The organism is Adhaeribacter rhizoryzae, assembly GCF_008629685.1.
GTDB lineage: Bacteria > Bacteroidota > Bacteroidia > Cytophagales > Hymenobacteraceae > Adhaeribacter > Adhaeribacter rhizoryzae.
Genome location: NZ_VWSF01000001.1, coordinates 48,457 through 64,314, shown reverse-complemented (window position 1 = coordinate 64,314; position 15,858 = coordinate 48,457). Strand labels below are relative to the sequence as shown.

General features: G+C 44.7%; 9 protein-coding genes. 6 read left to right on the top strand and 3 right to left on the bottom strand.

Annotation, left to right across the window (positions count from 1 at the left end):
• Window positions 1-178: 178 nt before the first annotated feature.
• Both F0145_RS00220 and F0145_RS00215 read right to left on the bottom strand, forming a co-directional pair.
• Window positions 179-1,945 carry an APC family permease gene (locus tag F0145_RS00220; RefSeq protein WP_150086060.1) on the bottom strand — a complete coding sequence of 589 codons (1,767 nt, stop codon included), beginning with the start codon at window positions 1,943-1,945 and terminating at the stop codon, window positions 179-181.
• A 121-nt stretch (window positions 1,946-2,066) separates the two neighbouring features.
• Complete coding sequence (locus F0145_RS00215; RefSeq protein WP_150086059.1) at window positions 2,067-6,776, bottom strand: DUF3320 domain-containing protein; 4,710 nt, start codon at window positions 6,774-6,776, stop codon at window positions 2,067-2,069.
• A 284-nt stretch (window positions 6,777-7,060) separates the two neighbouring features.
• Here F0145_RS00215 and F0145_RS00210 point away from each other — a divergent pair, with 284 nt between their 5' ends.
• Together F0145_RS00210 and F0145_RS00205 are read left to right on the top strand one after the other, a co-directional pair.
• A complete protein-coding gene (locus F0145_RS00210; RefSeq protein WP_150086058.1) occupies window positions 7,061-7,522 on the top strand; it encodes a hypothetical protein in 462 nt (153 codons plus the stop codon).
• Window positions 7,523-7,548: 26 nt separating this feature from the next.
• Window positions 7,549-7,743 carry a hypothetical protein gene (locus F0145_RS00205; protein WP_150086057.1) on the top strand — a complete coding sequence of 65 codons (195 nt, stop codon included), beginning with the start codon at window positions 7,549-7,551 and terminating at the stop codon, window positions 7,741-7,743.
• 319 nt (window positions 7,744-8,062) lie between these two features.
• On the opposite strand, the gene F0145_RS00200 is transcribed toward F0145_RS00205, so the two are convergent.
• Window positions 8,063-8,896, bottom strand: a complete 834-nt coding sequence (locus tag F0145_RS00200) for a DUF5694 domain-containing protein (RefSeq protein ID WP_150086056.1) — start codon at window positions 8,894-8,896, stop codon at window positions 8,063-8,065.
• A gap of 669 nt (window positions 8,897-9,565) precedes the next feature.
• Between F0145_RS00200 and F0145_RS00195 the strand changes: the two genes are divergently transcribed.
• The 4 genes from F0145_RS00195 (at window position 9,566) to F0145_RS00180 (ending at window position 15,698) form a co-directional block, all read left to right on the top strand.
• Complete coding sequence (locus tag F0145_RS00195; RefSeq protein ID WP_150086055.1) at window positions 9,566-10,243, top strand: response regulator transcription factor; 678 nt, start codon at window positions 9,566-9,568, stop codon at window positions 10,241-10,243.
• Window positions 10,244-10,249: 6 nt separating this feature from the next.
• On the top strand, window positions 10,250-11,512 hold the full coding sequence (locus F0145_RS00190; protein ID WP_150086054.1) for a sensor histidine kinase: 1,263 nt from the start codon (window positions 10,250-10,252) through the stop codon (window positions 11,510-11,512).
• A gap of 105 nt (window positions 11,513-11,617) precedes the next feature.
• On the top strand, window positions 11,618-14,362 hold the full coding sequence (locus F0145_RS00185; RefSeq protein ID WP_223815748.1) for an outer membrane beta-barrel protein: 2,745 nt from the start codon (window positions 11,618-11,620) through the stop codon (window positions 14,360-14,362).
• A gap of 208 nt (window positions 14,363-14,570) precedes the next feature.
• Window positions 14,571-15,698: an acyltransferase gene (locus tag F0145_RS00180; protein ID WP_150086053.1), complete on the top strand. Its 1,128-nt coding sequence runs from the start codon at window positions 14,571-14,573 to the stop codon at window positions 15,696-15,698.
• Window positions 15,699-15,858 lie beyond the last annotated feature (160 nt).

Here is a 15,858-nt window from a genome sequence, read left to right as displayed (position 1 = left end):
TTATTATAAGTTTTTAATTTCCGATACAGAAGAATATTTTGTTAAGGCTATCTTGATATTCTGGTTAATGGATCAATATTTTTTAATTGCTGCTTTTAAAATGCGGTGGGTAAGTTGCCTACGCTAAAAGCCAGTATTTTACTTTTATTCCCTGTACAGCACCAGGCTTGTTTTGCTCTTAAATAACCAAACGCACACCGCCCAGCTCCTGCACACCGTATAAAAAGCGGTCGCCGGGCGAGCCAATAAACATGAAGTTTTTGGGTATATTCCACTTGCGGGAGAGTTCCTGAATAAGCTCCGGCCCAAAATGCCCTTTCATAATAATAAAATCTACGTCCAGATCGGGGTAAGCCCGGTCCAGTACATCTACCTCGTGCATGAGCTTTTTGGGCGGCGATTCATTTTCGGTTAAAATATTCACAATTTTAATGCGCCGGGTATTTTCATTGTCTTCAATGTAGCGCATTACTTTATTAATATTGGCAATATTATCGCCCTTGGTAAAAAACACAAACTGCTGCGAATTAATGTCAGTAATAAGTCTTTTCAGGTTATAAGAAGTAATGGGGAGCATCCACCCCAGTTTTTTCTCGGCGCGTTGCAGCAAATACGTTAGCAGGCGCAGCAAACTAATGCGGTACAACATCATGTATACCACAGCCATTGTAGGAATAAAATATTTAAGGAATACCCATAAGTAAGCCGGATTTAACAAGGCATTGCCCACCAGCGCGGCCACTACTGCCACTACCGCTAAAAGCACCGTTATAATGGGGGCCCTTACCGGCCGGGGCAAACGGTTACGCCTAAATTTCAGCAACAAATTACCAATGCCAAACAAAGCCATTACCGATAGAAAAGAAATGGTATAAACGCCGGCCAAAGCGCCCAAATCGCCCTCGGTAATAAACAAAATAGATACGCACAAAATAAAGAAGGCAATAATAATAAGGTAAGCCGTGCCACGCTGGTTGGTTTTTAAAAGAAACTGGGGCAAGCAACGGTCCAAAGTCATGCGGTGAACTAACCCGGTTACGCCCACATACGAAGTTAAAACCGCCCCGCTGAGTACCAGCGCCGCATCAATCGAGATTAGCCAGGCCAGCCAGTTGCCGCCGGCAATTTCGCCTAAATAAGCCAGTAAAGCCGCCTGATGCGGCGCTACTTCCGACATTGGAATAATAGCTAAAGCCAAAAAAGCAGTTAACGGATTAAAAATGGTTACGGCCAGCCACATGTTGCGCAAGGTTTTAATAAATACGCCGGGCGCTTGTTCTTCTACGAAGTTGGCCGAACTCTCGAAGCCCGAAATACCCAGCATAGCCGCCGCAAAACCAAAAAATAAAGCCCGGAAAACACTACCCTGCACTGGCTGACTATAATTTAAGGTTAGCGTATCGAAGCCATGGTTTAAAAGAAAAATAGCTCCGACTATAATTAGCAAGCAGAGCGTAACCATGTGAATAATGAAAATAACAATTGCTACAATAGAAGATTCGCCGATGCCCAGAATAGTCAGGCCCATAAAAAAAGCCAGGAGCCCAACGGTTGCCGCTATTACCGGCAAGCCTTCCCATAAATGATGCACGTAGTGCATGGCTTCGGTAGCCGAAATAACTGCTGTAGCCATGTACGATAACAAGGTAAGGCAAGCTGCCAGCGAGGCCGTGCGCTTGCTGGTAGTATTTAAAAGGGCATTATAAGCGCCGCCGTTTAAAGGCAAGGCCCCTACTACTTCGGCGTATATTTTCCGGAACAAAAACAACACCAGGCCCACAATTAGCAAGGCTACCCAGGCCAGTTGGCCCGCATAAATAATAGCCAGCGCCGAAACGTATAAACAGGAAGAAGTAATATCGTTACCACAAATAGCCGTGGCAGGTAATTCTTTCAGCTTAGGGGCATGCGTTGGAGAAACGACGTTGGTTAAGTCTTTATCCATAGTGATTTTAAATATAAAAAATCCGGAATATTTAAGTTAAAAGGGTCGTTTCTAAGTACCTAGAGCACATACGTTGGATTTAGAGGGTTGTTCTGGCGTTGTTCATGAATATTTACGCTACTTACTTGGGCCGGGGTAAATGCAATTGTTCGCCTTGTTTTACTAATTTCCCGGCTTGTAGCATTTCGTCTATTATTAGGGTAGTGCGCTCCCGCATATAATCGGTGCAGCGTGTAAAGCCCAGCAGCCGGGTTACAGCTGGGGCTGCTTCCGCTAGCGCCAAGCCCAAAGCCTCTCCTACTACTTTTAAAATAACACCGCTTAACTCTTCCGGAGAAATTAATTCCAGGTCGCGCGAATCGGCGGGTAAATTGCTGCGGTCGCGTAAGGGCGGCGTTATTTGCTCGGGTAACCACAAAAATTCGCCGGCTTGCTTTACGGTTCCGGCCAGTACTACCCGATCAAGCGCCGTAGCAAAAGCCAGCCGCAACCGCGGTCCTACCCGGTTTACACCGGCTCCTTCGGCTAACCGTTCCAGAACCACTTCCTGGTGCACCGGGCTTTCGACCTGAACCACTTCCTCAACCCATTTGGCTAATTCCGCGGCGGGCACTTCGTGTAACTCACGAGCGCCGGTATTAATTTTTAACGATGCAATTTCGTAAAGTGGCAAAGCATTATTTGGAGCCGGTGCTTTTACTTCTTCGCGCTGGATTTGGGGTAGCACTTGCTTTACCTGTCCATTTAGCTGGGGCTGGGATTCGGTATTTTCCTGCAGGGCTTTTTCCACGGCCCGCAATAAGCGTTTTTGTTCAGCTTCGGGGTTCCGGAACCAATCGGTGCTCCAAACACGGTAAATGCGCCAGCCTAAACCTTCCATTACCAATTGCCGCAGTCGGTCGCGATCGCGGGCAGTGCGCGCCTGGTGGTAACTGGCACCATCACTTATAATGCCTAATAAATAACGACCCGGCTGTTTAGGATGCACAATCGCTAAATCGAGGTAAAAACCCGCCGAGCCCACCTGGGCGACCACTTCGTAGCCGGCTTTAATTAAGGTTTCGTAAACCAGGGTTTCAAACGGCGATTCTAATTCTTTGCTGTTACCGGCTGCTAACGTTAACTGGCCATTTTGCGCATAACTGAGAAAAGTTTTGAAAGCCTGCACGCCGCGGGCCTGCGTACGGGTTAAATCAATATCATCGGGGCTTAGGTTGGTAAATACTTCGCAGCGCAAACGGGCCCGGGTGATGAGCACGTTCAGGCGACGCTCCCCACCTATGCCGTTTAAAGGTCCAAAACTCATCGAGAGTTGCCCGTCTTCGGTGCGCCCATACCCAATGCTGATAAATATTACGTCACGCTCATCGCCCTGCACATTCTCCAGGTTTTTAACAAAGAAAGGCTCATTAGGATTACCCATAAAAAAGCTTTCTAACTCCGGATTTTCGCGGCGCAATATTTCTAAGTAATTAATAATGGCCTGCATCTGGGCCATGCTGAAAGCAGCTACGCCCAGGCTCAGTTCCGGTGAGGTGCGCGCGTGTTCCATTATGGCTTGGGCTACCCGTTCAGCCTCCTTGGGATTGGTGCGGGTTTTGCCGCGGTCATAAAAAGTTTCGGGTAAGTGATGGTATACCAGGCCAGCTTTTTTGCGGCCCGCATCCGGGCTCGGGAAAATAACCAGCCGGTTCTCGTAAAATTCCTGGTTCGATACGGCAATTAACGATTCGTGGCGGCTGCGGTAATGCCAGCGCAGCATGCGTTGGGGAGCGCCTTGCGCGGCAAATAATCCTAATATGCTTTCTACGTCGGCGGTAAAATTTTCTTCTTCTACTACTTCATCTTCTTTTACCAGCGCATCAAAAAAACTGGTGGGCGGCATTTGGCGGCTATCGCCGACTACTACCACCTGATTGGCCCGTAAAATAGCACCTAAAGCATCTACGGGTTTTACCTGGCTGGCTTCATCAAAAATCACCAAATCAAAATGCAGGCTTTCGGGCGGCAGAAAATTAGCAATAGAAAGCGGGCCCATCATAAATACCGGTTTAATGGTTTGGATGGCTTTGCCCGCTTTGGCCATGAGCTGCCGGATAGGCAAGTGTCGCGATTTCTTTTCAAACTCCCGTCTTAATATTCCCAATTGTCCGCCGGCTTCGTGTAAAGGCAATTGATTATAATGCAAAGCCGCCAACCGGGTTTGGTTATAAGCCAGCATTAAATTATCGAGGTGCGTAAATTTATGAATTACTTCTTCGTGGCTGGCCCGTTCAAAATGCAGTAAAGCCGGTCGTTCTTCGTACGCTTTTTCCAGGAGGGCTTCCAGCCAGGTTTGCGCAAACGCCACGGTTAAATATTGGGCCGCCTCCGGCCAGGTATTAGCCAGGTTTATTATTTCCTGCAGCCCGGCATCCTGTAACCGCTGGGTTAAATTATTCCAGGCTACTACCTGGTGTAGTTCATCCAGGTGCTGGCGCCATACCAAAAACAAGGCTTCCTGCTCCCGGAAAGTAGGATTACGCAAATCATTATTTTCGCCGAACCGCTGGGTATCGTTTAGCTGCAGCAATTGCGTTATTTCCAGGCGTTGGGCGTTTTGCTCTTGTAAGGCGATTTCCAGCGCTACCTGCAATGGTTTTAAACCAGCAAGATTCGGGTCCTGGGCCAAGAAAGCAATAACGGCCCCCGGGAGTTCAGCTTTTTCTACGGCTTGGTGCAGCGCGGTGGCCCAGCGGCTTACTTCATCCAGTTGGTTCCAGTTAGAGGCTTCGGCTTGCCATTGGGTACCAAAAGCATTTTTGCCCAACTCAGCATATTGCGTTACTACTTTTTGCTGCCGCTGAGCTTCCAGCACGGCATTTACCAGAGCTAGCTGCCCGGCATTATCAGTAGGCAGACCGGCTTGGGTGTAACCGGCTAATTTCTTTTTGCTTTGGCGGTAAGGCCCCGATACAAATTTCCACCATTTATCGCCGTACGCCATTAAATCCTGGCGAATGGGTAACATATCGGGCGCATCCCAGGCTTCGGGCAACAACACCAGTTCGTGTTGCTGGCGAATAACCGCTACTTGTTTACCAGCCGCAATCAGCTTTTGTAAATCAGTGGCTTGTTGCAGCCAAACTTCGGAACGCAAATTTATACCCTGGTACCGGGGGCTTTGCTGCAAACGGTAAGCAATTTTACTTAAGTTTTCGGCTTCCGGTATGGTTTCGGGAACTGGCAAAGAAAGGGTTTGGGCCAGTTGGCCAGTGGCTTCGCGTAAGCTTTGCGTGGCAGCGGCGGCCGCTTCCAAAGCCGGCTCTAAGCGGTTTTGTTCCGAAGGCAATAAGGTTTTGCGCTGGCTGCCCCAAAACAACAAATTAGTAGGCTGACCAATTTGTTTCAGGCGGGCCTGGGTTTCTTCTACCAGCACCTCGCGGCTTTTAAATTCATCCAGCGTCCAGTTTAAGAAAGCGGGTAATACCAAGCGCGGCAGCACCACGCCCGCATACTTTTTCCGGAGTTGCATCAGCCGTCCAAAAATAGTATACACCGTTAATTCGCTTACGCCTACCGGGGTGTTTACGGCTTCGGCGTAGTCGTTCAGGCGGCTGCGTACTTGCTCCAGCAATTTCAGGTCGCTGTCCAGGGTTTGGTTTTTAGGTTTGCCTAATTCCAGGGTACGGTTAAGCTCCTGCAGCAAATCTTTTTTATTTGTTTTATGGCTGTGCAGTTCTAAACAGGCTACGCCCAAGCCCACTTTATCCAGTCGCCGTTTTACCACTTCCAGCGCCGCCATTTTTTCGGCTACAAACAACACCGTTTTGCCTTGGCCCAACGCTTCGGCAATTAAATTGGTAATGGTTTGGGATTTACCGGTGCCCGGTGGGCCTTGTATAACCAAGTTGCGGCCTTGGTTTACATCCAGAATAGCCAAGGTTTGGGAGCTATCGGCATCTACTACTTGCCGGGTTGTGGCCGGGGCTAAATATTCATCGAGGTGGGCATCTTCCGAGATATGCGAGGCTGGTTCGGTAAAACCTTGATCCAGTAATAAGGCGTTCAGGATGCGGTGTTGCTGGGGTTTACTCGTATCGGGCCAATTAGCTTCGTCTAGGTCGTTATAAATCATAAACTTACCAAAAGAGAAAAAACCCAGCGTTATAGCTTTGGAATTAATTACCCAGCCTTTCCGGCCCACCACCCGGCGCCAAATTTCATCAAAATATTGCCCCACGTTAATTTCTTCGGCTTCGGGCAGCTCCGGCAAAATAATATCAAAATCGGCCTTCATGCGGGCAATCAGCGAAAGGTTAGAACCAATTTCGCCGCCGGTAAAACGTACCTGAAATCGGTCGCGGGCGGTGGTTCGTTCCAGCTCTACGGGCACCAGAATCAGGGGAGCCGAACGGCCTTCGGTGCTGTTTTCGGCTTCGTACCAGGTTAAAGACCCTAATGCTAAATATAAGATACTAACGCCCTGCTCTTCCATAAACATCCGCGCCGAGTGGTAGGTATCGAGGAGGCGCGCATCTAGTTTAGCCGGGGCTTCTTTGGTCTGGAGTTTGTTATCGGATTGTTCCGGCGTCGGTTCTTCTTCTACTCCGGGTTCCGGGTTTGGTTCACCCAGCGTTACTGCTGTTTTAGCATTTATGGGCAAAAAAGACATGGCTTTACCTTCTTTTACCAATATGCGGTAAACCGTAGCGGGTATTTCGTTTACCACTTCTACGCCCCTCGATTTTAAGGGCCGGTAATTCAGCAAAGGGTTACGCAAACTCAAATCCAGGAGCTCGCGGCGGGCAGCTTCTAGTTTAGCAGCAATCGGGTGTTCGGAAACAGGCATGTAGCAGGCTAAATTTTCAACAAGTTCAATCCAACAATAACGGCCCTTAACTTAAAACATTATTTTGAGGCGGGCCAAAAACGTATTAACCTTAAATCAGGAGCTAATATACTAACAAAACCAACGAGAGGTTTGCTTTAAGATTAATTCAAACAAATTCTAAACTAAATGCAATTATTATAATAATATACTTTATTTATCAAAAATTTTCGGGTAAGAGCACCTTTGTTACTAAAATATTTTATTAAATTACTTTAGCAAAATATTTACTGCTTACCCTTATCATGACTATTCAGCATTACCGGGAACTTCTGGAAAACCAGGAATACTTAACCCAAACCCTTATACCGCTTTACCAGCAGGAAGAAGACAAACTAAGCTTTGCTAAAATGAAGCTGCTGCACCTGTTTTTCGAGAACGGCATTCAGCAGAAATATAATATTCAATACCTCGAAACACTCTGTTCGCTGCTCGATACTACGTGTTCCCAACTATTTTCGTGCACGTTATTTAGTAATGCTGATGCCGCAGCTCAGGAAAATACAGCCCGGCTCCTGCATTTTGCTTTATTAATCGATTTAGAAATATTATTGGTTAACCTGCGCATTTACGAAGTAATATTCTCTACGCTGGAAGAATATGAAGTTTGCGCGAATATTGCTTATTTGCACGAAAAAGTAATAGCCGAAATAAACCGGAAAACTGCCCAGGAACCCCAAGCCCCTAAAATATTAAGGTTGCTTTAATTTTCTGGTTTTCCGTAAACCTGCGCATGAGAATCCGGAAAAAAGTAAAAATGATTTTGCCCGTAGAAGCCTCCCGGTATGTGGCCTTAGGAGCCTTTGTAAAAGCCGCCGAAAAAGAAAACTGGTCGGAAGTTGAAATCCAGTATGTAATGGACGAAGTGGTAGAAGCTGCCTCCGATGCCGAAGCCATGGCAATATTGCAGGATTACGTGCAGGGGTAAGGGCGTTATTCGTTAGCCGTTAATCGTTGTTCGTTATTCGATCTACAGAAAAATATTTAGGGGTTAATATAATTCTGTGAGACGAAAGCAATATGCTTGCCCAGCAGCTGGCGCGCGTTTAACGAAGCGCAACGCGTGCTACGCAAAAAGCTTTTCTGCCGGAACCTTTTTATTAGGTGATGTTAAAGCACCATTAAAAGACTACAATTATTTTCAAGATAACTTTGGCACGCGTTACACTCCGTTAAACGCGCGCCATGCAGGCTGAAAGAGATTTATAAATGTACTAATCGGCAAATGGGGCAGACAGCGATACGCTTTATTTCAGAAACTTAGTAGCATCAACCACCTCAAAGTCCGGATTATCTTCGAATAGCTGTTTAAGAATGTGCATATGCCCATTACCAAAAATCACCAACAATCGCTTGTCTTTTTCAGTATCTACAAACTTGAGTATATTGCTATATATTCTTAAGTTACGTTTGTACCATTCGCCAACCAAATCAGCACCAATATAGTTATCACCTGCACCAACACGGCTTAAAATGTAATTATAAATGTAATGATTCTGCTCTAATTGCTCCTGCTTGCTGTTTAGGAGTAATAGATTTTGCTTAACTGTGTGCGTGCTGAAGTAATTATTCAAATACTCCACATGATTTTGTGTGGCTTTCTCAAAAGCAGCATAAAACCCCATCCCAGTACTATCTGCATATCGCTTAACTTTATCTTCAAACCATAATCCACCCGCATCAACACCATAGAACCGCTCATTATTAAGTTGCCTGGCAAGCTTTAAGCCAATTTGAAACTTTTCGTTGACATATCCTTTTGTAAGTTCGACTTTTCCGGATTTAAATTTCTGATACATCTCATCTACTTCTGGCTGAAATCTGACACCAATTTCAGTGAAAATCTTCTCCGGCTTGAACTTCGCCAGGGAATTATTTACCTCTTGAATCTCTTTCTGCCGATGTTCTGAAAAATAGTCATCGACCTTAACGTTAAACTTATCCTGTCCAGGATTAGCAAAGTGATATGTACCTAAAAGAAGTATTTTAATTTTTTCTTTGGGATGAATTAACGTTTGCTGGCAAAAGCCGGAAAGGCTTATCGAAAGGAAAAAGATTATGTTAAAAGAAAATAACTTCATGCTATGCGTTGATTACTTTAATAAAAATGAAATAAAGCTGTAAATGTCTTTGAATAGTCTTAGAAATCGATCAAAAAGACATTGGGGTGAATAACTGCAATGCTCACAGAATCTAAAAATATAAATAAACAGGAGGTAGGTGCCCGAGTAAGTCAATTGAAACCTATAAAATTCAACTGAAGGTGACGGCCTTTACAGTTGGGAGAGCCAAATAAATCAGGAACTGCCCCTCTCCAGTGAAAGTCAACTATCTGCTGTAAACCATAAGTATTGGTATAAAAGAAAAGGGATGCTATGGCTGTCTTTAGGTATCTTATTTTCATGTGACAAACCTATTATGATTTTCTTCTAGTAGAGAATAAGTGTGATGAGTCCCCTGAAAAAAGTGATAGAAATCCGAAATGAGAATTCAAAAGGTACAGTTTGGAATTATTTACCTACCTCCACAAGGTAAAATTACCGGTACGCCTTACCACTTTTCTCATACCACCCAATCACCACCTGCGCCCATTTAATTATAATATTGGTTTTAACCAATTAACCATTACCAGAAGAATATTTTGCCAGCACCACTTAAACCGTTTAATTTTATGACCGGCTAAACAACCAGTCGGCGCTTCAATTTTACTTCAGATTCCCGTTGTATCTTTAGTTTTTATTTGGAGAGATATGAAAATATTATTGGTGGAGGATAATGCTGACTTGTCGGAGACCGTGGTGAATTACTTGCGGCAGGAAGGTTACATTTGTGAAGCAGCGCCCGATTACCGAACAGCCGACGAAAAAATTGCCATTTACCAGTACGATATTATCGTGCTGGATATTACCTTACCCGATGGCAGCGGCCTGGAACTCTTAAAAAATTTAAAACAAAACCGCTCCGAGGCTGGCGTGTTAATTGTTTCGGCGAAAAATGCGCTCGACGATAAACTGGAAGGTTTGCATTTGGGTGCCGACGATTATTTAACGAAGCCTTTTCATTTGGCCGAACTGAATGCCCGGGTACAATCTTTAATGCGGCGCAAACGCTTTAACGGCAGCAACGAAATTGTTTTAGACGATATTCGGGTAAATACCACCACCAACCAGGTATTTGTAAAAAACGAAGAAATTACCTTAACCCGCAAAGAATACGAACTGCTGCTTTATTTTATTAGCAACCGCAACCGCATTTTAAACAAAGAATCTATTGCGGAGCACCTGTGGGGCGATAATATTGATATGGCCGATTCTTTTGATTTTATTTATACCCACATTAAAAATTTGCGCAAAAAAGTTTTAACCAAAGGCAGCCGCAATAATATTAAATCGGTGTACGGCATGGGCTATAAATTTATTTCGGCGTAGCACAAAATGAAGCTGATAACCAAAACTACCCTGCTGTACTTGCTTATTATTGCGCTGGTAATTTCGGGTAGCGGTTATATTTTATATACCACCGCCAATAATTTTATCCAGGAACAGGTAAAGCAAAACTTCCGGTACCGCGAGCACCGCGTACTTACTTTGTTATCGGAGCCCAAACCCGATCTGGACCTAATAAATTCTTACAACACGCTTAAAGTAGAACGGTTACCTAACGTGAAAGCCCCGGTTATTGCGGGCTTCGACAGAGATGTAGAACTGTTTAATGACATGTCGGGCCGCACCGAATTATTCCGGGTGCGCACTTTTGACAAAGCCATTCGGGGCAAAGTATACCGCATTTCTATATTTATAGCCATGCAGGATTACGTACTGCTGCAAAAATTTATTATTCAGGCGGCGGTGTACTTGTTTCTGGCCTTAATGGTGGTGTTGTTGCTGCTCAATTATTTATCGTCGCATTTTTTGTGGCTACCGTTCCGGCATACACTGGAGCAAATCCGGCATTATTCCGTTAATAAAAACCAGGCTATTGCCTTGCAGCCTACCAGCACGCAAGAATTTCAGGAGTTAAACCACTTAATAGACCAGATGGTAACCCGCATTGAATACGATTACCGCAACATAAAAGAGTTTACCGATAATATTTCGCACGAAGTACAAACACCGCTGGCCGTTATGCGGGCCAAACTCGAAATGCTGCTAAAATCAGGTAATATTCCGGAAAAAGAATACCAGGCGCTCAATGCCATTTACCAGTCTACCACCCGGTTATCTAAACTCAGTAAAACGCTGGCGCTCATGAGCCGCATTAATAACCAGGAGTTTCAGAACAAAGAGCACATTAACCTAAAAGCTTTTATTCAGAATATTTTATTTAATTTTAAAGAACTGGCCGAACTGAAAAATGTAAAAATAATAACCGATTTAGACGAGCAAGCCACCTTGTTTATCGATCCGTATTTATTAGATGTTTTGCTCAGCAACCTGCTCAAAAATGCCCTTACCCATAACTTTAAAAAAGGCGAAATCAGTCTTACGCTAATACCGCATAAATTAAGTATTAGCAACACCGGTACGCCGCTTACGTTCGAGTCGCACCAGATTTTTGACCGTTTCCGCAAAAACCCCGATAAGCCGCAATCCCTGGGTTTAGGCTTGGCTATTGTTAAAAGAATCTGCGATATAAACGGCCTCAGCATTACCCACCACTACCAAAACGAACGCCATTTTTTCGACCTGACTTTCTGATACTTCAGATTTACGACAGAATTGTAAAGTATATTTCCCAAACTAGGCTTAAAATGGGCTGCTGCCGTAAAGATTAGTTTGGAATATTTTGTCGCTTAAATTATAATGAAAAACGTTTTACTCTTTTGCTTTTGCTGTTTAAATATGCTGGGCGCTTATGCCCAGGGCTATGATGTAACGGGCACGGTACAAGGTGTCGCCGATAAAACCCCTCTGATTGGGGCTACCGTAGTAATTACCAACCGCGTAGATGATGTTACCATAACCGGCAGCACCACCGACGTAGAAGGTAAATTCCGGATTGAAAAAGTGGCACCGGGTAAGTACACGCTTAAAGTGCAATATTTAGGATATAGCACGTTTCGGAAACCCATTGAAATAGAAAACGCCGCCGTAAACGTAGGTACCCTGGCTTTAATTGAAGAAGCAACCAATTTGGGCGAAGTGCAGATAATTGGCAAAATACCGCCCGGCGAGCAAAAAGGCGATACCACCCAGTTTAATGCCGAAGCGTTTAAAACCGCGCCAGATGCCAGCGCCCAGGACTTAGTCCAAAAAATGCCCGGTATTACCGTACAAGACGGTGCCCTTCAGGCCCAGGGCGAAAATGTGCAGCAAATATTAATTGACGGCAAACCGTTTTTTGGTACCGATGTGAGTACCGCCCTGCAAAACTTACCCGCCAGCGTTATTGCCAATATTCAGGTATTCGATAAAAAAAGCGATAAAGCCGAATTAAGTGGTTTCGACGATGGCGAAAGAATAAAAACCATTAATATTATTACCAAGCCCAGTCGCAAAATAGGCCGGTTTGGCCGTACCTCCGTGGGTTATGGCTCCGATAACCGCTACCAGGCAGGCGCCAGCGTAAACTTTTTCAGCGATGAACGCCGCATTACCGTAACCGGCCTCAGCAACAACATAAACACTTTAAACTTTACCGCCGACCCAAATAATGGCGGCGGCGAACGGCCGCAGAACGGCATTATTAACACCAATGGTTTTGGGTTAAACTACAGCGAAACCTTTGGCGAAAAACTGGAAGTATCGGGTAGTTATTTTTACAACAACCGCCGCAGTGTTACCACCCAGCAACGTTTCCGCGATTTTGTACTGCCCACCGATTCGGGGCAGGTTTACACCGAAGAAAACCGGAATACAAACAACGATGCCAACCACACCTTACGGATGCGCATAGATTATAATATTAATGAGCGGAACCGCATTCGTTTCCGGCCCAGCATTTATTTACAGAACTTCAACAACAACTCTTATTTTCTGGGCCGCACGCAAAACGATTTTAACCCGCTGAACCAATCGACGAATAACGCCCACGGCGATAATGTAAACTCCGACATTAACAATAACTTTTTGTACAGCCACCGTTTCCTGAAACCCGGCCGCAGCATTACGTTTAATTTGCGTACCGGCTACCACATGGATAATGCCGACAGCTACCGGCTGGCCGAGAATATTTTTTACAGCCGCCTCCGCGATAGTACCGAAATATTAAACCAATACACCAACCTGGACCGCAAAGGCTTTGACTGGGAAGGCGAAGTATCGTTTACCGAACCTTTGGGCAAAAACGGCCAACTGGAACTGGAATACGAAGTAGGCAACCGCGTAAACGATTCAGATAAACGCACTTACGATTACCTCGAATCGAACAATGATTACTCCGGCCTGAATATTCCGTTGAGCAACACCTTTACCAACAACTACATTACCCAGGAAGCCGAAGCCGGTTACCGGTATAATACCGAGAAGTTAAAATTTCAGGTAGAAGCATCTTTCCAGGAAGCTACTTTAAAAAACAAACAGGAATTTCCCATGTCCGCCAATTTAAACCGCAGTTTCCAAAGCGTACTGCCTTCGGCCCGCTTCGAATATAAATTTTCGGAAGCGAACAACCTGGAATTTAATTACCGGGCTTCTACCATTGCGCCTTCGGTGGGGCAGTTACAAGACGTTATTGATTATTCAAATCCGTTGCAAGTACGCGTGGGTAATACCAACCTGAACCAATCTTACCAGAACTGGACCCGGTTACAATACCGCTCGCATAACCCTAATACTAACCGCACATTCTATTCATCAGTTTGGGGAACGTTCATTAAAAATTATATAACCAACAGTACCTTAATAGCCCAGGAGCCGCTGCAAATAAACGAAGAAGTAACCTTGGGCCGCGGTGCCCAGCTCATCCGGCCGGTAAACCTGAATGGCTACTGGGATGTGCGCTCTTATTTTAGCTACGGCCAGCCGGTTAATTTTATTTCTTCTAACATTAATTTGGGCGGCGGCTTCGGCCATACCAGTCGGCCCGGCTTAATAAACAACGAAATAAACGTGGCTAACTCCAGCAGTTTCCGATTAGGGTTATCGTTGAGCAGCAATATTTCCGAAAGAATAGATTTTAATATTTCTACGCGGGCTAACTACAATATTGTAAAAAATACCCTGCGGCCGGCCCTGAACAACAACTACTTTAGCCAGACTACCCGCCTGCGTTATAACTGGATTTTCTGGAAAGGTTTTGTGTACCGCACCGATTTGCACCACCAGGCCTACTCCGGTCTTTCGGATTTAAGCAATAATTTCCTGCTCTGGAACATGAGTGTAGGTAAAAAAATATTCCGGAACCAGCGCGGCGAAATAAACCTGAACGTGTACGATTTACTCAAACAAAACAACAGCATTTGGCGCAATATTTCGGATGCCTACGTAGAAGATGTGCAAACCAACGTGCTGCAACGCTACTTCATGCTTAGCTTTACCTACAACATTCGCTACTTTGGAGTAGGTACCAGCCAAAAAGATTTTGAAGGCCAACCACAACGTGATTAAGCAATCCTAAATATTCAACAAACAAGGCGTTACCTATTTAAAACAGGTAACGCCTTTTGTTTTAACCATTCTTTCCGAAAATTATTCGAGTTGAAATTTTCGGGCCTTCTAATAATATTCCTAATAATATTTCGGGCCGGAAGTTAGTTTCGGCGGCATTTGCGAGCCATATTAATCTTTCTAATTTCGGGTAACTTAAATTAATAGAATGCAAAAAGAGCACCTTCCTTGGGTAGATGTGTTACGGGTGCTGGCCTGTTTGCTGGTAATTATTTCGCATGCCTGCGGTCCGTTTGTAGGGCATACAGATAAATATTCTGACGAATTTCTGGCCGGCGCTTACATGGGTAGCTTAGTACGATCGTGCGTGCCGCTGTTTGTCATGATCTCGGGCGTATTGCTGTTGCCGGTAACTACCGATATGACCACTTTTTACGCCAAACGGCTTAAAAAATTAATATTACCTTTTGTTTTCTGGTCGTTAATGCTGCCCATTCTTTTTTACTTATACGTTAATTCGGGGCTAAAAAATATTAATTCCAACTTGTTACCCGCCGATTATACCTGGCAGACGACCATCCAAAAGATGTACACGTTTGTGTTTAACTTTAATTACGATACAACTGCCCTCTGGTACGTTTATATGCTAATTGGCCTTTACCTGTTTATGCCCATCATTAGCGCGTGGCTAAAACAAGCTTCTAAACGCGATTTGCATTGGTTTCTGCTTTTCTGGATAATTAGTATGGGTGTACCTTATCTGGAGATAGTTGCGCCGCATTTTGGCTACACCGGCAACTACGGCAACCGGGGCGTATTGGGCGTAAGCTTCTGGAATGCTTTTGGCACGTTTTATTATTTTGCCGGCTTTTTAGGTTACCTGGTGCTAGCCTTTTACCTGATTAAATATCCCCTAAACTGGTCTTGGCGCCGCACCCTGGCTGTGGCTATTCCGTTGTTCCTAGTTGGGTACGCGGTTACCACAGCGGGCTTTATCCTAATTCAGCAATATTTCCCTGGCAGCTACGCTAGCCTCGAAATTATCTGGTATTTCTACGGCATAAACGTGATTTTAATGACTTTACCGATATTTATGGTAATCCAGAAAAGTAACCCCAAAGCAAGGCCCTGGTTATCCAAAATGGCCGCGCTGTCTTTCGGAATATTTTTATGCCATTATATATTTGTGCACTTAAGTTACGACTTTGTTTCCCCGCTTACCTTCCTGCCGGCTTTTGTTAAAATAATATTAATTGCCATTATTTCTTTTGTTATTTCTTTGTTGGTTAGCTGGCTGCTTAGCCTGAATAATATTACCCGGAAAGTAATTATGTAACCCACAATTATATTTTGTTTTCAGATTATCGGCCGAAATATTATTTTACTCTTTTATTAACCGCTGTTACGCAAAAGCCAACAAAATGAGAGTTCAAGCAATCCACTCTTGTCATTCAGGAGGAACCTATGTAGCAGACTGCCAAATAGTTTCCTGCTGA

Excerpts from the sequence above, each read along its gene's own strand:
- F0145_RS00220 (WP_150086060.1), bottom strand. The coding sequence starts at position 1,945 with ATGGATAAAGACTTAACCAACGTCGTTTCTCCAACGCATGCCCCTAAG.
- F0145_RS00215 (WP_150086059.1), bottom strand. The coding sequence starts at position 6,776 with ATGCCTGTTTCCGAACACCCGATTGCTGCTAAACTAGAAGCTGCCCGC.
- F0145_RS00210 (WP_150086058.1), top strand. The coding sequence starts at position 7,061 with ATGACTATTCAGCATTACCGGGAACTTCTGGAAAACCAGGAATACTTA.
- F0145_RS00205 (WP_150086057.1), top strand. The coding sequence starts at position 7,549 with ATGAGAATCCGGAAAAAAGTAAAAATGATTTTGCCCGTAGAAGCCTCC.
- F0145_RS00200 (WP_150086056.1), bottom strand. The coding sequence starts at position 8,896 with ATGAAGTTATTTTCTTTTAACATAATCTTTTTCCTTTCGATAAGCCTT.
- F0145_RS00195 (WP_150086055.1), top strand. The coding sequence starts at position 9,566 with ATGAAAATATTATTGGTGGAGGATAATGCTGACTTGTCGGAGACCGTG.
- F0145_RS00190 (WP_150086054.1), top strand. The coding sequence starts at position 10,250 with ATGAAGCTGATAACCAAAACTACCCTGCTGTACTTGCTTATTATTGCG.
- F0145_RS00185 (WP_223815748.1), top strand. The coding sequence starts at position 11,618 with ATGAAAAACGTTTTACTCTTTTGCTTTTGCTGTTTAAATATGCTGGGC.
- F0145_RS00180 (WP_150086053.1), top strand. The coding sequence starts at position 14,571 with ATGCAAAAAGAGCACCTTCCTTGGGTAGATGTGTTACGGGTGCTGGCC.